The 17618-nt window shown below is 61.8% G+C and carries 17 protein-coding genes; 14 read left to right on the top strand and 3 right to left on the bottom strand.

All coding sequences use genetic code 11. The features are described from left to right. Positions 1 to 318: 318 nt before the first annotated feature. Complete coding sequence (locus C1A35_RS24300) at positions 319 to 1662, top strand: enoyl ACP reductase FabMG family protein (protein ID WP_104666902.1); 1344 nt, start codon at positions 319 to 321, stop codon at positions 1660 to 1662. A 183-nt stretch (positions 1663 to 1845) separates the two neighbouring features. On the opposite strand, the gene C1A35_RS24295 is transcribed toward C1A35_RS24300, so the two are convergent. Together C1A35_RS24295 and C1A35_RS24290 are read right to left on the bottom strand one after the other, a co-directional pair. Next, entirely contained in the window at positions 1846 to 2169 is a 324-nt protein-coding gene (locus tag C1A35_RS24295) for a hypothetical protein (protein WP_158665147.1), read from the bottom strand. Between the two features lie 292 nt (positions 2170 to 2461). Continuing rightward, positions 2462 to 3235 carry a GntR family transcriptional regulator gene (locus tag C1A35_RS24290; RefSeq protein ID WP_104666832.1) on the bottom strand — a complete coding sequence of 258 codons (774 nt, stop codon included), beginning with the start codon at positions 3233 to 3235 and terminating at the stop codon, positions 2462 to 2464. A gap of 174 nt (positions 3236 to 3409) precedes the next feature. On the opposite strand from C1A35_RS24290, the gene C1A35_RS24285 reads away from it, so the two are divergent. The 8 genes from C1A35_RS24285 (at position 3410) to C1A35_RS24245 (ending at position 11358) form a co-directional block, all read left to right on the top strand. Further along, on the top strand, positions 3410 to 4795 hold the full coding sequence (locus tag C1A35_RS24285) for a family 4 glycosyl hydrolase (protein WP_104666831.1): 1386 nt from the start codon (positions 3410 to 3412) through the stop codon (positions 4793 to 4795). Next, the gene (locus C1A35_RS24280; protein WP_104666830.1) at positions 4786 to 5721 is read left to right on the top strand and encodes a PfkB family carbohydrate kinase; all 936 of its coding nucleotides are present in this window, start codon (positions 4786 to 4788) and stop codon (positions 5719 to 5721) included. Before C1A35_RS24285 ends, C1A35_RS24280 begins: the two co-directional genes overlap by 10 nt. Before the next feature lie 31 nt (positions 5722 to 5752). Then, positions 5753 to 7024 (top strand): ABC transporter substrate-binding protein, encoded by a 1272-nt coding sequence (locus C1A35_RS24275; protein ID WP_104666829.1) that lies wholly within the window; start codon positions 5753 to 5755, stop codon positions 7022 to 7024. A gap of 64 nt (positions 7025 to 7088) precedes the next feature. Then, the gene (locus tag C1A35_RS24270) at positions 7089 to 7877 is read left to right on the top strand and encodes a 6-phosphogluconolactonase (protein ID WP_158665146.1); all 789 of its coding nucleotides are present in this window, start codon (positions 7089 to 7091) and stop codon (positions 7875 to 7877) included. A gap of 5 nt (positions 7878 to 7882) precedes the next feature. Then, positions 7883 to 8980, top strand: coding sequence for an ABC transporter ATP-binding protein (locus C1A35_RS24265; RefSeq protein WP_104666827.1), 1098 nt, complete (start codon positions 7883 to 7885; stop codon positions 8978 to 8980). Then, positions 8977 to 9870, top strand: coding sequence for a carbohydrate ABC transporter permease (locus tag C1A35_RS24260; protein WP_104666826.1), 894 nt, complete (start codon positions 8977 to 8979; stop codon positions 9868 to 9870). The genes C1A35_RS24265 and C1A35_RS24260 overlap by 4 nt, the downstream gene beginning before the upstream one ends. A 15-nt stretch (positions 9871 to 9885) precedes the next feature. After that, positions 9886 to 10737 carry a carbohydrate ABC transporter permease gene (locus tag C1A35_RS24255; RefSeq protein WP_234822984.1) on the top strand — a complete coding sequence of 284 codons (852 nt, stop codon included), beginning with the start codon at positions 9886 to 9888 and terminating at the stop codon, positions 10735 to 10737. 363 nt (positions 10738 to 11100) lie between these two features. Beyond that, on the top strand, positions 11101 to 11358 hold the full coding sequence (locus tag C1A35_RS24245) for a DUF6894 family protein (RefSeq protein ID WP_104666824.1): 258 nt from the start codon (positions 11101 to 11103) through the stop codon (positions 11356 to 11358). A gap of 481 nt (positions 11359 to 11839) precedes the next feature. Here the strand turns inward: C1A35_RS24245 and C1A35_RS24240 are convergent, their stop codons facing one another. Continuing rightward, positions 11840 to 12949 carry a flavin-containing monooxygenase gene (locus tag C1A35_RS24240; protein WP_104666823.1) on the bottom strand — a complete coding sequence of 370 codons (1110 nt, stop codon included), beginning with the start codon at positions 12947 to 12949 and terminating at the stop codon, positions 11840 to 11842. 376 nt (positions 12950 to 13325) lie between these two features. On the opposite strand from C1A35_RS24240, the gene C1A35_RS24235 reads away from it, so the two are divergent. Genes C1A35_RS24235 through C1A35_RS24215 form a run of 5 tightly spaced genes read left to right on the top strand, consistent with a single transcriptional unit; the run spans position 13326 to position 17615 of the window. Then, positions 13326 to 13826 (top strand): NADH-quinone oxidoreductase subunit J family protein, encoded by a 501-nt coding sequence (locus C1A35_RS24235; protein WP_104666822.1) that lies wholly within the window; start codon positions 13326 to 13328, stop codon positions 13824 to 13826. Then, a complete protein-coding gene (gene nuoK / locus C1A35_RS24230) occupies positions 13826 to 14128 on the top strand; it encodes an NADH-quinone oxidoreductase subunit NuoK (protein ID WP_104666821.1) in 303 nt (100 codons plus the stop codon). Before C1A35_RS24235 ends, nuoK begins: the two co-directional genes overlap by 1 nt. 4 nt (positions 14129 to 14132) lie before the next feature. Beyond that, positions 14133 to 15596 (top strand): monovalent cation/H+ antiporter subunit D family protein, encoded by a 1464-nt coding sequence (locus C1A35_RS24225; RefSeq protein ID WP_104666820.1) that lies wholly within the window; start codon positions 14133 to 14135, stop codon positions 15594 to 15596. Further along, entirely contained in the window at positions 15593 to 15847 is a 255-nt protein-coding gene (locus tag C1A35_RS24220; protein ID WP_104666819.1) for a hypothetical protein, read from the top strand. Before C1A35_RS24225 ends, C1A35_RS24220 begins: the two co-directional genes overlap by 4 nt. Beyond that, the gene (locus C1A35_RS24215; RefSeq protein WP_104666818.1) at positions 15840 to 17615 is read left to right on the top strand and encodes a Na(+)/H(+) antiporter subunit D; all 1776 of its coding nucleotides are present in this window, start codon (positions 15840 to 15842) and stop codon (positions 17613 to 17615) included. The genes C1A35_RS24220 and C1A35_RS24215 overlap by 8 nt, the downstream gene beginning before the upstream one ends. The last annotated feature ends 3 nt before the right edge of the window (positions 17616 to 17618 follow it).

Below are 17618 nucleotides of genomic sequence, written 5' to 3'. Positions count from 1 at the left end.
GTACGGACCCGAGTAAGACAAGCTGATCTCGCCCGCGTTCTTTGGACCGATCAGGCGCGCGAAGGAGGGCAGGGGCCTCCTGCCGCCGCCGTTTGATACGCTCATTTCAAGTGACAGGGACGCACACGTTCTCCCGCTGGTTCTTGCGCCGACGCGTTCATCGAGCTTCCTCATGCAGTGTCCAGGCACTTTCGACCGCTCACGTTTTGCGTTGCAACGAAACTGAATGTCACTTCCTATTCTCTGCGGAACACGGCAGTGGTGTATCTCAAAGTATTTTACGGTTGCCATGCGACCAGCTTCGAGAGAACCGGCAACATGAAAAGTCCGATCCCGTTGACGCAGTTCCCGCAGACGAACATCTTCCGCAAGGGCGACGTCTTCGTTCTGTTCGGCGAGCTTTTTGATCGCGGTTACGCCACCCATCTGGTCGATCAGGCCAGGAAGGCCGGGATGGAAATTGTCGGAATCACGGTCGGGCGGCGAGACGAAAACAACGCGCTGCGGCCGCTCAATGATGAGGAACTCGCCGCGGCGGAAGCCCGGATCGGCGGCAAGATCATCAACGTGCCGCTGATGGCCGGCTTCGACCTTGACGCACCGGCGGGTGGACCCACGCCAACCGATTTGCTCGCGAACATGACGCTCGAAAGCTGGGAAGCCGACAAGCTTGATTGGTCACACATCGAAAGATGCCGGGAAGTCGGTGTCGAGCGGTTCAGGACGTCCCTGTCTGAGGTCATGCGCATCCTCGACGGCATGATCCCGGATGGCAGGAACGTCTACTTTGCCCACACCATGGCCGGCGGCATCCCGAAGGCCAAGGTGTTCATGGTCATCGCCAATCGCATCTACAAGGGCCGTGGCGCCCGCCACATGTCGTCCCAGACGCTGCTCGACAGCGATTTGGGCAAGCTCATCCTCCAGAACTTCGACGAAGTTTCGGCCAATACATTCCGCCATCTGATTGATCTGAGCGCCGGGATCCGCGCGCGCGTCGAGGCGTCCGGCGGTCAGGTTCGCTATTCGGCCTTCGGTTACCATGGCACGGGCATACTCGTGTCGGGCGAGTATCGGTGGCAGACCTATACGAACTACACGCAAGGCTATGCCAAGATGCGCCTCGAGCGGATTGCGCAGGAAGCCTGGGCTTCGGGCATCAAGGCAACGGTCTACAACTGCCCCGAAATCCGCACCAATTCATCCGACGTCTTTGCCGGCATCGAGTTGCCGCTCATTCCGTTGCTGCTCGCGCTGAAGAAAGAGGGCGGCGGTGACTGGGTCGAAGCACAGTGGCAGGCGTGCCAGGATCTTCTGGCGGAGGAGTACACGGTCGAGGACGTCCTTCGGAAGATTGCCGATATGCAGACCAGTGACGTGATGCGGCCCTTCTACGATTTTTCGGCTTGGCCGATGCCCAACAGTCCTGGCCAATCCGACCTCGCGATCGGGACCTCCAGCGAGATCACCGCGATGCACAAGGACGGTAAGGCGCTGATCTCCGATCTCTTGAGCCGGCTGGTCGTAGAGGCGGTCGGGCAGCTGATCTTTGGTGAGAGCTCGGAGCCGTCAGGCCCTGTACTGTGGCTCAACCACGACATCGTCGCTCGGACGCTGGTCCGCACGAACGGCGCATCGCGTGAGGCGCTCGCGGCGGCATGAGGCAAAGCGTGGGCCAGCTGAAATAGGTCGACTATCGCTTGCGCACATCCGAGGGGGCGCGGAGAATTGAGGCCGACCCTGGTCACTGCAGCGCGCGTTGCGGGCAGATGTGTTTCGAACACGGCGAGGGACCGGCCTCGATTTCCAATGCCACACGCACCAAGACGGTTTGGGTGCCCGCCCCTACTTGCTCCCTTTGCTACCGAGCAGAGGCGTCACTCTGGGCATAAGGATCGGCATTCCGCTCGCACTCAGTAGCTTGATGTAGGTTTCGCAAAACAGGTCCTCACCATGCTGCTTGACCTCTTCTTGTGCCCTGTCGAAGGAATCGCGAAAGACTGGATGGAAGTCGATGGCCAGTCCGGCGCCGTCACTGACGCCCTGAATGTAGGACATGTTCGGTTCCGCATCCGGACAGTACATTCCAACCGAGATCGCGCGTCCTGCTAGGCTCAGGAAGATTTCAGGTTTGAGGGCAGGTTTCTTGCCTGCAGCCAGATCTGCCATGATCTGCTCCTGTGTCCTTGGTGCGGCAGCGGACGGCTGAAAGGCCGCTGCTGCGATGAGCGCCAGTACTGCCGCAAGCGTTCTTCGGCTTTTCATTTGCTCTTCAGTTTGGTCTTCTTTGGTCCGGTATGACCCTCAACACCATCGCTCGCGCCGGCCACTCCAGGTGCGGACCAATCGTTCGTTTCGCCAATGTCGCGGGTGCAAGGGCGCTTTCACAGCCCGAGCGTGTCCGTGCCCTGTGGTTGGATGACGATGCGACTGGCCGCGGATTGGCATAGGAGGCGTTTCGCTATCGCCGTTGATTCATCTGCGTCAGCGTCAAAGGGTAACGGAGCGGGTGATAGGCTGCCGCGCTGATGTTGACGGTTCGGTTGGTTGCATCATAGGCAACTTGATCGAGAGTAAGGACCGCAGCCGGAATTTCCATTTGTAGCAGCGCGGCCTCCGCGTCTGTCGCGAGCCGTGCGCTGACTGTCGATTGCCCGCGAGCCGGGAACACGCCGTAGGTTTGTTCGAATTCCGAGTAGAGCGAACGGTTCTCCGCCGACCAATCGAGCTTGAGAATGCCGGGCGTCATTGCCGCAGAAAACCAGTCGCGCTGGACGACGACCGGCAGGTCGTTCAGCAGCCGCAATCGCTCCAGATAAACCACCTCGGAGCCGACCGGCAGAGAAAGAGACCGCGCGATCTCTTCGCCGGCCTTGATCACTTCGCCTGTCAGAAGACGCATGCCTGGTCGCAACCGGTTCTCGATTGCCGTTTGCGTAAAGCTCCTGACGATCTCCAGCTCATAGCTCGGTTTCGGCTCCGACACGTAGATGCCCTTGCCCGGTCGGCTCTGGAGATAGCCGAGATGTTCAAGTTCCTTCAAAGCCTGGCGCACGGTTATGCGGCTGACGCCATATTGCGTCACCAACTCCCTTTCGGAGGGAAGCTTCTCATTCGTCGCCCATTCGCGCTGATCAATCTTTGCCTTCAGCAGATTGCGCAATTGGACATAAAGCGGATCGGGGTGATTGCGCTCTATCAGGGATTCGCTGCGTTGGTCGCCGTACGCCGACATTGAGGTTCCTGGTTTGTGATCGAGGCCGCTTGATTATTGCAAATACACGCAAATGTCGTCCGGTGAAACGCCCGCATAGCCGCGAAGATGCACGCGGAGAGAGACGGCAATCATAGTTGACATAACTGGTTATAACCAGTAGTGATCGTGTCGTCTTAATCGGCGGAGCATGACATGAAACTTACCCTGATCGGCGGCGGTGGTGTCCGCGCCCCCCTATTTGTCGGTTCGGCGCTCAGGCGCGCGGAAAAGAGCGGGCTGACCGAGATCTGCCTTCAGGATATCAACGAGAACAAGCTGGAGCTCTTCGGGCGGGTCAGTCAGGAAGTGGCCCGGCGCGTGCAATCGCCGGTGCGCATAACCATGACGCCCGATGCCGAGCGCGCGCTCGACGGCGCGAAATATGTGGTCACGACCGTCCGTCCTGGAGACGAGGACGGGCGCATCAAGGACGAGCGGATCGCGCTTGCCCATGGCGTGCTCGGCCAGGAGACCACCGGTCCCGGCGGCTTCGCCATGGCGCTCCGCAGCATTCCGGTAATCCTTCGCTATGCCGAGATCCTGAAGCGGCGGAGCCCCGACGCCTGGCTTTTCAACTTCACCAACCCGGCCGGCCTGGTAGCACAGGCACTCCAGGACTCCGGTTATCACCGCACCATCGGGATCTGCGACGGCGCGAACGGGGCCCAGGAGGCGCTTGCGCGCTGGTTCAAGGTGCCGCAGAACGATGTCCATGCCGAAGTCTACGGGCTGAACCATCTCTCCTTTACCCGTGGCGCAACGCTGAACGGCAAGGAAGTGCTGCAGCCGCTGCTCGACGACGAGGCTTTCCTCAAGGCTACGTCGCAGCGGATGTTCGATCCCAGGCTGATCCGCCGCCAGCGCAACTGGATCAACGAATATCTCTACTACTACTATTACGCGGAACGCGCTGTGGAGGCGCTGAAGTCGGATGCGCGCACGCGCGGCGAGGAGGTCAAGGACCTGAACGCCGCACTCATGGCGCGCCTCGGCAGGATGGATCTGGACAGCGATGCCGATGCGGCCCTCTCCGCCTACTACGCCTACGAGCGCCGGCGAAACGCCACCTATATGCACTACGCCTTTGAGGACGCGCCGAGCATGGAGGCTGCCGACCAGGTCTCGGATCATCCCACGCACGGCGAGACCGGCGAGGAGGGGGAGGGCTATGCCGGCGTCGCGCTCAATCTCATCGACGCGCTGGAGACCGGCGTGCCCTGCTATAGCGGCCTGAACGTGCGCAACGAGGGTGCGATCGAAGGGCTCGCCGATGACGATGTCGTGGAGGTGAGTTGCGTCGTCGACAAGGCGGGCATCAAGCCGCTGCCGATCGGAAAGATGCCGGAATCGCAGGCGCAACTGATCCTCAACGTGAAGCGCTACGAACGGCTCGCGATCCGCGCGATCCTCCAGCGCGACCGGCAGACAGCGATCGAGGCGCTGATGGCGCATCCGCTGGTTCTGTCCTATTCCCGCGCAGAGCCGCTCGTGGACGAATATCTCGCCGCGCACGCAGCCCACACGGGAGAATGGCATTGAGTGAACCGAACGACCGACCGGCCTTCGAGGTCGTGGTGATCGGCGAATACTATTTCGACATGATCTTCCGCGGCCTGCCCGGTGCGCCGACGATCGGGACGGATATTTGGGCGAAGGAGTTCGACTGGCTTCCGGGGGCGTCGTTCTCCACCGCGCTTGCGCTTGCCCGCCTCGGCACCCGGGCCGGCTGGTGGTGCACCTTCGGCAACGACATCTTCAGCCGTATGATCGTCGACGAAGCGCGGCGGGAAGGCATACCGACAGACCTCTTCCAGATGGTCGACCGGCCGCTCAGGCGCGTCAGTGCCGCCTTTTCGCTTTCGCACGACCGCGGCTTCATGAGCTATTCGGAAGAACCGGAGGGACTGATTGCACGCGAAGAACTTCGGCGCCTCAAGCCGCGCGTCCTGTTGCTGCAAGGTTTCTCGCTGGACCCCGAGCGCCTTGCTCTGATCGAAGAGGCGCGTGCTCTCGGCGTCCTGGTCTGCTCGGATTGCCAGCATATCGACATGACGCTCGATACGCCTTCGATGCGGGAGGCGTTGTCGTCGATCGACGTGTTCCTGCCCAATGCCAAGGAGGCGGTCGACCTGACCGGTGCCGCGGATGTGGAGGGTGCCCTGGCGCTTCTCTCCGAACTCTGCCCGACCGTCGTGGTCAAGTGCGGCGGGGAGGGGGCGATCGCGATGCACGAGGGTCGGCGATACGCTGTATCGGCACTTGCGGTCGAGGTCTTCGACACGACGGGCGCAGGCGATTGCTTCAATGCCGGCTTCGTGCACGGCCTCCTGAGCGAACCAGACTTCTGTTCCGCGCTCGAGATTGGCGTCATCTGCGGTTCGCTCGCCGTCACCGGCTATGGTGGCCGCAATCTTCCCTATCTCGACGACATTCCGAAATACAGGCGAGCGAGGGCTCCCGTATAGCAGCGTCCAGTGCAAAACAAAGGTGGGAACAATGGCAAGATATAAACTGGGACTCCTGGCCGGCGCGGCCGCCCTGATGGCATCGATATCGGCCGTTTCGGCGCGCGCCGAGACCGTTTCGATGTTCTGCTCGGCAACCGATTACGAGCTCTGCGAAAAGGGAGCAGCGGAATGGTCGAAAACCTCGGGCCATGAGGTGAAGATCAATCGCATGCCGCAGAACCTCGACGATGCGATCCCGATCTACCAGCAGCTCTTCGCCGCCAATTCCGCTGACGTCGACGTGCTCTATGTCGACGTGATCTGGCTCGGCATGTTCAAGGATCACCTTGCCGACCTTGCGCCGCTGGTGCCCGAAGACGAGGTGAAGGCGCATTTTTCCTCGGCGACCGACGCGGCGCGGCTTGAAGGCAAGCTTGTCGCCATGCCTTTCTACATCGACACCGGCCTGATGTTCTACCGCAAGGACCTTCTGGAAAAGTACGGCAAGCAGCCGCCGAAGACCTGGGACGAACTGACCGCGACGGCCAAGGAGGTCCAGGATGCAGAGCGGGCGGCCGGTCGTCCCGACATCTGGGGCTACGTCTGGCAGGGAAGGAGCTATGAGGGCCTCACTTGCGACGCACTCGAGTGGATCGCTTCGAGCGGTGGCGGCACGATCATTTCCAACGACGGTGAAGTCACCATCAACAATCCGAAGGCCGTCGAGGCGCTGACGCGGGCGCGCGACTGGATCGGCACCATTTCGCCGCAGGGCGTGTTGAACTACGACGAGGAGGCGTCGCGTGCGATCTTTGAAAGTGGCAACGCCGTCTTCCACCGCAACTGGCCCTATGTCTGGGGAACCTCCCAGGCGGAAGGCGCCGGCCTCGTCGGCAAGGTCGGCGTGATGGCGCTGCCGGTGGGTGCAGCCGGCGAGGGCTCCAGCGGCGCGCTCGGCACGGCCTATCTCGGCGTCTCGAAGTACTCGAAGAAGCAGGACATCGCTGCGGACCTTCTGCGCTATATGGTTGGCCTTGAGGACCAGAAGATGCGGGCGATTGAAGGTGGCTATAATCCGACTGTCGCGGCCCTTTACGAGGACAAGGATGTGCTGGCGAAGATCCCGTTCCTTGCCATGGCAAAGTCTGCCTTCGAGGAGTCCGTGGCACGTCCCTCGGCCGTCACGGGCAAGAACTACAACCGTGTTTCGCGGACCTTCTACCGCGCCGTCCACGAGATCATTTCGGGCGCCGATGACGTTGCGGGAACGGTCGAGCAGATGGCCCGTCGCATCGAACGCGACGTGAAGGCGACCGACTGACATCGAAGGTCCCGGCGGGCATGGTCGTCTGCCGGGATCAATCTCCACAATGCAGGAATCTCGAGTGACCGTTCGCCTGTTCGAAACGCCCGAAGCAATCGGAAATCATGCCGCAAGCCATCTTCTGGCGGGCCTGGGCGCAGCCAGGGCCGCGGGCAGGCCTTATCTCCTCGGATGTCCGACAGGGCGCACGCCGCGACCCGTCTATGCGGCACTCGCCGAAGCACTGCGGAGAGAGCCCCTGGACCTCTCGCATCTCGTGCTTGTGATGATGGACGAATATGCGAGCGAAGATGGCGGCGGACGGCTTCGTCTTGCCGATCCGTCCGCGCATTTTTCCTGCCGCGGCTTCGCTGAGCGGGAGATCGTCGCGCCGATAAATGCGGTCCTGCCGCAAGTGTTCCGGATTCGGTCGGAGAACGTCTGGTTTCCCGACGTGGACGAACCGGCCTCCTATGACAAGCGAATAGCGGACGCCGGCGGCATCGATTGCTTTCTGGTCGCCTCCGGATCCGGCGACGGCCATGTCGCTTTTAATCCGCCGGGCAGCGGACTTAGCAGCCTCACGCGCATTGTGACGTTGGCCGAGCAGACGCGGATCGACAATCTGAAGACCTTCCCTGCCTTCGAAAACCTCGACGCCGTGCCGCGGCATGGCGTCAGCGTTGGGCTGCAGACGATCCGGTCGGCTCGCCATTGCATGCTTTTGCTCTGGGGGAGGGAAAAACGCGAAGCGTTTCGGCGGGTCACCAGTGCCGCCGGCTTCGATGCGGATTGGCCCGCAAGCATCGTGCTGGCCGCAGCAAGCCACGACATCCTCGCGGACCATGCCGCGGCCGACAATCGGAGATAGAGCATATGGCGTCCGTTACGTTGAAAAACGTCAGCAAGAGTTTCGGCGTCTATGACATCATCCGCAATGTCGACCTGGAGATCGGCGACGGTGAATTCGTGGTTTTCGTGGGCCCCTCGGGCTGCGGAAAATCCACCCTCCTGCGATTGATCGCGGGCCTCGTGCCGGTTTCGGACGGCGCCGTGCTGATCGGCGGCGATGAAGTGACGGATGTCCCGGCCTCGAAGCGCGGCATTTCCTTCGTCTTCCAGTCCTACGCGCTCTATCCGCACATGAATGTCTCGCGCAACATCAGCTTCGCCCTGGAGACGGCACGGATCGGCAAGGCGGAGATCATGCGCAGGGTCGAGGCGGTCGCCGGCATGCTGAAGATCGGTCATCTCCTGGAGCGCAAGCCGCGCCAGCTTTCCGGCGGCCAGCGCCAGCGCGTTGCGATCGGCCGCGCGCTCGTCGCCGATCCGGAAGTCTTCCTCTTCGACGAACCACTGTCCAACCTTGATGCGGACCTGCGCACCGAGATGCGTTTCGAAATCGCCAAGCTGCATGCCGAGGTCAAGGCGACGATGATCTACGTGACCCATGACCAGACCGAGGCAATGACACTCGCCGATCGGATCGTCGTCTTGAATCACGGCAAGGTCGAACAGGTAGGCACACCTCGCGAACTCTACGATCGCCCCGCGACCCGCTTCGTCGCCGGCTTTCTCGGGAGCCCGAAGATGAATTTCGCGCCGACTTTGCTGACCGATGGCCGGCTGGCGGGGCCAGGCGGGTTTTCCTACACGCCTGGCTTGGCCACGGGCACCACGGTGAGCGAGATCGGGCTGCGGCCGGAAGCGTTGACGCTGTCGGCCCAACCGGGCTCCGATACGATCGAGAGCACCTTCGAGAGAGCGGAAGACCTCGGCCATGAGTTCCTCTGCTATGTCCGCATCGGCGAGGGGCTGATCTGGACCGTTCGAGGCTCTGGCGCGCCACCTGCGTTCTTGCCGGGACAGACCGTCCATGTTGGCTGGCGCGCGGGCAATCTCTACCTCTTCGACAGGGATGGCCAGCGGCTCGACCACAGGCCAGCCGACCGGGTGGCGGAGGAGGTTGCATGACGCCGACGGACCGCGCCCGACGCGCCGAAACGCGCGTAGCATGGCTCTTCGTGGCCCCGCTTGTCGTCATCTTGCTGGCGGTCGCCATCTGGCCGCTGGGCCGCACGGTGTTCTTCGCCTTTACCGATGCCTATCTCGACAATCCCAGCAGCTATGAATTTGTCGGTTTCGCGAACTTCGTGACCGTCTGGGAGGACGCGACCTTCTGGCGGGCCGTCCGCAACACGCTCGTGTTCACCGTCGTCTCCGTGGGCATCGAGACGATGTTGGGGCTCGCGATCGCCCTGTTGCTGCATCGTGCGTTCTTCGGCCGCGGGTTGGTGCGGGCGGCGATCCTCATTCCCTGGGCCATGCCCATGGTCGTTTCGACGCGCATATGGGACTGGATGCTCAACGACCAGTTCGGCCTCATCAACAAGGTGCTCGTCGAACTCGGCATCATCGCCAAGGGCATTGCCTGGACGGCAGACCCGTCCCTGCTTCTCGGCGTGGTGATCTTCATCGACGTCTGGGTGACGACGCCTTTCATGGTGCTGCTCATTCTCGCCGGCCTCCAGCTCATACCCGAGGAACTCTACGAGGCGGCAGAGGTGTCGGGCGTGCCGCACTGGAAGCGTTTCTGGTCGATCACGCTGCCGCTCGTGGCGCCCGCCATAGGCGTTGCCATGCTCTTCCGCACGCTCGATGCACTGCGCATGTTCGACCTGAGTTATGTGCTGGCTGCCAACAATGCCAACACGATGACCATGTCGATCTATGCACGCGACCAACTCATCGGCTTTCAGGATCTCGGTGTCGGCTCGGCTGCCTCGACCTGGGTCTTCCTGATCATCGGCCTCATCGCCATCGTCATCGTCGGCTTGCTTCGGCTCGACCGGCCACATCACTAGGGGGCGATCATGGCCATGCGACATTCGAACGCAACCTATCGGCTGATCCGTCGCCTTAAATCCGTTGGTCTCTACATGGCCGTTGCCGTGGTTATGGTCTATGTTCTCTTTCCCTACTACTGGGCGATCGTGACCTCGACGAGATCCGCGCAGGAGATCTACAGCTTCAGCCTGCTGCCGTCCCTCAACCTGACCAACTATGTGCAGCTCTTCTCGAACGCCGTGTTCATCGGCGCGCTGGTGAACTCCATCGTTGTCGCGCTTGCCAGCACCATGATTGCGCTCGCCATCGGCATTCTCGCGGCCTACGGCTTCGGCCGGCTGCATTTCGCGGCCGGGCGCTATCTGCTGATTGCGGTTCTGATGATCTCCGTCTTTCCTCAGGTCGTGGTGCTTTCGGGCATGTTCGAGGTGATCGGCTGGCTGAGGCTCTACAACAGCCCGGGCGCGCTCGTCGTTTCCTATCTCATCCTGACCTTGCCCTTCACGACCTGGATCCTGACCAGCTTCATCCGGGATCTGCCGGTGGAACTCGAGGAAGCGGCGTTGATCGACGGTTGCTCGCGGCTGCGCATCCTGACCCATGTGCTGCTGCCGCTGATGTGGCCGGCCATCGCCAGCACCGGCCTGCTCGCCTTCATCTTGTCGTGGAACGAGTTCCTTTTCGCGCTGACCTTTATCCTGACCGACGAGAACCGGACCGTCCCGGTGGCGATCGGCCTGCTGACGGGCAGCAGCCGATACGAGGTGCCATACGGGCTGCTGATGGCTGCCTCGGTAACGGTGACATTGCCGCTGCTTGTTCTCGTTCTCATCTTCCAGAGGAAGATCGTGGCAGGCCTCACGACCGGGGCCGTCAAAGGGTAGGCGACGTGATCCATCTCTATGGTGCCTGCCGCATACATGCCTTCGACGGCGCTACGGATCGCTTTAAAGGCATCGGTCTCAAGCTCGCGCTTGGTCGCCATTGCAAATCTTCGATAGGCACCGGCGAGCCGCCGATGGTTTCGGAGCTGAAGGCGTAGACGTCCGATCGAGGAAGCGCGCTCGACTCTCTTGAGCTCATCAGACGCACGTAATGTCGCCGTCACGCTCGCGTCACGCGACACGGCGACGAGACCGCGATATGTTGCGCGGTCATTTCAAACCATAGCATTGCCGGTCATAGCGCGCGCTCGCTTTAATAGGTGTTGCCAGCGCCGACCGGCTTCACGCACGGAGTGGAATTTCATGCGCCGTTACCTATTCAATATCTATACAGCCGGCGTCGTCAGCCGCGACGAAGTTGGCCGGAAGTATCCGTCGGACGGACCTGCAGTTGCCTATGGCCAACGCATAGTGGACGAGCTGGCCAAGGACGACGACTATCGCGACGCGGTCCTCGATGTGGTCACGATGTCGGGGCGTTTGGTTGCGCGGCTGATTTCGCGCGAAGTGCCGTTGATGCATCAACTGCAGCAGCCCGCGCGCCAGATTTCATTGCATTGAGCCCTTCGCTCGCCATGTCTCAAAGGGCTGTTTCACCCGAATTGTCGAACGAGCGCAGGCGAGGGATATTCGAGCGTGCCGCCTCGTATCGGCACACCGAATATCCCAACGGCTGCCACCGTGCGCCAGGTTCTAAGTGCAGATCGGGACGATCGCCATACCCCAAACGAGTGATTTTGGACGATCACGGTGTGCCAAATCGTCCATGGTTCACATCGCGGGTAGACCTAGACGGCTGATCGGCCCGTCGTGCTCCTTTCGCTTGGCGGGCAAGCGTCAGCGCGGTCTACGCGGGGTCCCGTTTGAGACTATTGTCGATTGCCTGGGATCCGCAGGCGTCGTCGCCCGTCTCGGCAATTGGTATCGGTGGGGACGGGCAATTCGTCGTCGCAACAAATGCGCTTCTGCGATGTCGTCTGCAACTGGAGTAGTCCGCTCCTCTGCACGCGCATCCACCACAAACGCAGACATATCGCGGCAGTTATCCTTTGCGGCTTCGTCGCTCGATGTTGGCGGTCACCGCGGCCGCCTCTCTGCCGATTTCCCGAAGCAGGCCGGTGACCGGATTATGGAAGCCGACGAGATAGAGGCCGAGCTCGGCGGACTGCCGGGTGACGCCGCTCTTGCCGGGTCGCAAGTGCGCAGGCAGGAATTTTTCCAAACTCGGCCGGTAGCCTGTGGCGAGGATGACACTGTCGAACTCTGCCTCTCCGCCGGAAACAAAGATGGCGCCGCGCTCGGTGAAACGCTGGATGGCGGGTGCCACCCTGATGTTGCCGGACTTGATCGCCGCCACCGTGCCGACATCGATGACCGGGATGCGCCCGGCGGCGACCTGCTCGAGGATGCCCTGCTTTGGCCTGACGATGCCGTATTCTTCGGACCTGCCCAGGGCAAGGTCGAGGATGATCGGGAACAGCCTGTCGTTCACCGCTCGCGGCAGTAGCCGGGTGGCCATTGCAATCATCTGGATCGGTATGCCGAAGAGCTGGCGCGGCACGATGTGGACGCCGTTGCGTACCGACAGGGTTGGATGGGCACCACGCTCGGCAAGGTCGAGCGCGATTTCAGCGCCGGTGTTGCCCATGCCGACAACCAGCACTGATTGGCCGGTGAAGGGGAGGGCATCGGTATACTCAGCGCTGTGCAACCGCCTGCCGTTGAAGGTTTCGATCCCGGGCGGGTCGGCAACGAAGGGCTCAGCATTGTTGCCGCTGGCGATGACGACATGGCGCGCGGACACGGTCTTCGTTCCGGTCTCGACCAAGTAGTTGCCATTCTCGCGGCGGATGGAGGTGACCGTCTCGCCGAAGTGCGGTCGCAGCTCGAAACGTTCGGCGTAGGCGTCGAGATACTCGACCATCTTCTCGCGCGGCACGTAGCGCGGATAGTCCTTCGGGAATGGCATATGCGGCAACGAGGAGAACGCTTTGACCGTATGCAGATGCAGGCGTCGGTAATGGCGTCGCCAGGCCGGCGCGATCTCCCGCGCCTTCTCAAGGATGATGAACTCGAGCCCCGCCCGTGTCAGGCAGGCGCCGACCGCGAGGCCAGCCGGCCCGGCGCCGACGATCACGACATTGGTATCCACGCGACGATCGCTCCCGTCAACGGAGAATATTTCGGCAAAGGCTGGGGAGCAAGTGGCAGGCCGCCGCCTTCGGAGCCTTCCGCCCATGCACCCGGTCGTGAGCCGTCAGCAGACCCCAGAGAGCAGCGGCAAAGCTCCGACTGCGGACAGGCGCATGCCCTCGGTGAGGGATTGAGCTCACAAGGGATTGGCGCAAAAGCCAATACGGAAGATCGCAAAGACTGCCCATGCTGCCTCATTCAGCTCAGTTGCAGACAATATTCTTGTGAAAAATCGTTCCTTGGGGCACAATTTATAAACGCAACTGAAGTGCGGCGCTCCCTGAAATCCGGCCGTCACGCGCCGCGGAATGGTTCGCGCGGGAGAGGCTGCGTCAATGGGCCAGGGGTTCTTCCTACTGTTTGCTACGGGGGCGGTGGTTACTGCCCTGACAGTCGTCCTGGCACGGAACCCTGTTCATAGCGCGTTGGCGCTCATGGCGTGTTTCCTGCAAATTTCGGCAATCTTCGTCCTGCTTGAAGCACCGCTGCTCGCAGTGGTGCAGATCTTCGTTTATGTCGGCGCCATCATGGTCCTCTTCCTGTTCGTGATCATGATGATCGATGTGCGCGAAGCGGTATTGCAGCGGTTTGTGCCGGGGCGAAACCTGCCCGCCCTGACCCTGCTCTTCCTGCTTGGGATCGAGATGCTTGCACTGCTGCTCTGGAGCGGCCGCTTTTCCGCGGTTGCGCCGAGCGCGCAGCACGGCGGCGATCAAGTCAGGCAACTCAGCACGACACTTTTCGCCGACTATCTCCTGCCGTTCGAAGTCGCTTCGATCATTCTTCTGGCAGCACTCGTCGGTGCCATCGTCCTGGCTCGCAAGGAGACCAGGTGATGGTTCCGCTCTGGTGGTACTTATCGCTCGCCGTGGTCCTCTTCGGGATCGGATCCGCAGGTGTGCTGCTCAGGCGCAATATCCTGGTCGTGCTGATGTCGCTGGAGTTGATGCTCAACTCGGTCAACATCAATTTCATTGCCTTTGGGCGGTATTACGATGATTTTCGCGGGCAGATTTTCGCGATCTTCGTCATCGCCATCACCGCGGCGGAGGTTGCCGTCGCCCTCGGCATTCTGGTCGCCCTCGTGAGGAACAAGCCCACCCTCAAGATCGACGACGTGACGACGATGAAAGGATAGCGGCTTGGATCCGGTGCTATCAATCCGGCCGCTACTTGCCGTCGCCGTCGCAGGGCTGGCGGCAGTTGCAGTTCTCCTTTTGAACAAGCACGACAGAATTCGGGATGCCGTTTCGCCGCTCGCCGCGGTCGTCATGTTCGCGATCGTCATCTCGATGGCACCCACGGTGCTTTCGGGCGGTACTCTCGATCTGCGCCTGTTCGAGATCCTGCCGGGCATCGCCTTCGCTTTCCGTGTCGATGCGCTCGGCATGGTGTTTGCCACCGTGTCGTCGCTCCTGTGGATCGTCGCAGCGGTCTATTCCATCGGCTACATGCGGCACCTGAACGAGCACGCGCAGACCCGTTTCTTCGCCTGCTTCGCCACCAGTCTCGCCGCCGCGGTCGGCGGCGCCTTCGCAGCCAATCTGTTCACGCTGGTGATCTTCTACGAGGTGCTGAGCCTCGTGACCTATCCGCTCGTCTACCACCACGAGGACGAAGAGGCCTGGGCAGGCAGCCGAAAGTATCTTGTCTACCTGATGGGCGCATCGAAGAGCGTGCTTCTCGCCGCGTTGGCGCTGACCTACCAGATTGCCGGATCGCTCGATTTTGTACCGGGAGGGCTGCTGGCAAGGGTGGATGCCTCCGCGCCGCTGCTGACGATCATCTATTTCTGCTACCTTTTCGGCTTCGCCAAGGCCGCCGTGATGCCGATGCACGCCTGGCTACCTGCCGCAATGGTTGCGCCGACGCCGGTGAGCGCGCTCTTGCATGCCGTGGCGGTGGTCAAGATGGGCGTGTTTTGCGTGTTGCGGTTGGTGTTTGATGTCTTCGGCGTGGAGCTGGTCGCAAGGCTGGGGCTCGGCATCGCTACGGCTTATCTCGTCTCCTTCACCATCCTTATGGCGTCGATCTACGCTCTGACGCGGGACGACCTGAAGGCGCGGCTCGCCTATTCGACGGTGAGTCAGCTCTCCTACGTGGTGCTGGGCGCGGTGCTTCTGTCTCCCGTCGCGATGATCGGCGGCATCATTCATATTGCCGTGCACGCCTTTTCCAAGATCACGCTCTTCTTCTGCGCCGGGTCGATCTACTGCGCCTCGGGAAAACGCAACATCAGCGACATGGCCGGCATCGGCAGACGGCTGCCGTGGACGATGGGTGCATTTTTCGTTGCCTCGCTCAGCATGATCGGCGTGCCGCCAACCGCGGGTTTCGTCAGCAAATGGTACCTGACGCTTGGCTCGGTCGAAGCGGGCGAGATGGCCTTCCTGGTCGTCCTGCTGGCAAGCTCCGTCCTGAACGCCGCCTACTTCCTGCCGGTGAGCTATACCGCCTTCTTCGGAGCAGAGGCGCCGGGAGGGGTTAAGCCTGTCCGGGAAATTCCGCTGGTAACGATCCCGCTGGTCGCGACCGCTGCCCTGTCGGTGCTGATGGGCATCTTCCCCGGCTATTTCATCGCCTTGGCGGAAGGAGTTGTCAGATGATCAGGCACATCGTCGATTTCTTTGGCGACGAGGGCTACGCGCGGTCTCGCCGCCGGTTGCTCTATCTCGTGCTCGTTTTGATCGTCGCCGCAGATTTCCTGGTTCCGCGCGAACACGCCGAATATCTGTGGGACCGCTTGCCCGGCTGGTCGGCCGTCTACGGCTTCGGCTCCTGCGTGCTCATCATTTTCGTTTCCAAGTTCCTCGGCCACCAGGTCGGCCTCATGCGGCGCGAGGACTATTATGATTGACTTCGTCCATCCCGCCCTCCTGTTCATTCTCGGCGCCGCGCCGATCCCGTTCCTGAAGGGACCGATCCGCAAGACCTACGTGGTGCTGATCCCGGTTTTGGCGATCGTCGCGGTGCTCACATTGGAGCCCGGCAACTATGGTGCGGGGCACTTCATCGGGCAGGAAATCCTGTTCGCGAAGGTCGATAGGCTCAGCATCGTCTTTGCCACCGTTTTCACCATCATGGCGCTGATCGGTATGGTCTACGCCTTGCACCTGCCGCGAGCCGGCCAGCATGTGGCGGCCTTCGTGTATGTCGGCAGCGCGTTGGGGGTGGTGTTTGCCGGCGACTATCTGACCCTCTACCTCTTCTGGGAGGGCATGGCGTTTGCCTCGGCCTATCTGGTCTTCGCGCAAGGGGGCGAACGGGCGATCCGCGCGGCGTTCCGATATCTGATGGTGCATATCACGGGCGGCGTCGCTTTGCTCGGCGGCATCGTCCTCCACGGGCTCGCCGCAGGCTCGCTGCTCTTCGGGCCGATCGCGGGCGGCGTTGCCTCAGGAACAATGGATACGGGCGGCTATATGATCCTTGCGGGCTTTTTGCTGAATGCCGCGGTCCCGCCGCTGAACGCCTGGCTGACGGACGCCTACCCCGAGGCGACCGTCACCGGGGCGGTGTTCATGAGCGCCTTCACCACCAAGACGGCCGTGTACGTGCTGGCGCGCGCCTTCCCCGGGACCGAGCTTCTCGTCTGGCTCGGTGCTGTGATGGCGCTCTACGGCGTCATCTACGCGGTGCTTGAGAACGACTGTCGGCGACTGCTTGCCTATCACATCGTCAGCCAGGTGGGTTACATGGTGGCTGGCATCGGCATCGGCACGGAAATGGCGGTGAACGGAGCCACCAGCCACGCCTTCGCTCACATCCTCTACAAGGCGCTTCTCTTCATGGGGGCAGGGGCGGTGATCGAGGTCACCGGGCGGCGTAAACTCACCGAGCTCGGCGGACTTTACAAAACCATGCCGCTGACGGTTGCTCTCTACATGGTCGGCGCCTTCGCGATCTCGGCCTTTCCGTTCTTCTCGGGTTTTGTCACCAAGTCGATGGTGATAGCTGCCGCCGGACAGGACCATCGGGCGCTCGTGGTTCTGGTACTCACGATGGCGTCGGCAGGCACGTTCCTGCACACCGGCCTCAAGCTGCCGTACTACATGTTCTTTGGGGCCGATCGAAAGCTGGAGGCGCGGGAGCCGCCCCGCAACATGCTGGTCGCCATGGGTATGGCGGCACTGCTGTGCATCGCGATTGGCGTGTTCCCGGGACCGCTCTATGCGCTCCTTCCCTATCCGGTCGCCTTCGAACCCTATACAGGCGCGCATGTCACCGAGAGCCTTGGTTTGCTGATGTTTACTGCACTGGGCTTCGTTCTGTTCCTGAAAGCGCTCGATCCGGAAAATACAATCAGCATCGACACGGACTGGTTCTACCGCAAGGGCGCGCGGGCCTTCCTGTGGCTCGCCGAGAAACCGCTGGCGCGCTACGAAAAGGCGGTGAGCAATGTGTCCGACACAGTGGCGCTGCCGCTGCTGCACGGGACGGCGCGCGCAGGATTGCGGGTCGATCTCCATGGCATCGACGCCGCCGTCAATGGCTTCGCCCGCACCATCCTTGTTGCCGGCGGCGCGCTGCGTCGGCTGCAGACCGGCGTCATCACGCATTATGCGCTGGCGATGATCGCAGGCGTGATCGCGGCGATCGCCGTTTCTGCCGTCGTGTGGCAGTAGGGG

The organism is Ensifer adhaerens (genome assembly GCF_002940685.1).
GTDB classification, from domain to species: Bacteria; Pseudomonadota; Alphaproteobacteria; order Rhizobiales; family Rhizobiaceae; genus Ensifer; species Ensifer adhaerens_E.
Note: the sequence above shows the minus strand (reverse complement) of the source record. Positions and strands in the feature narration are given on the sequence as shown.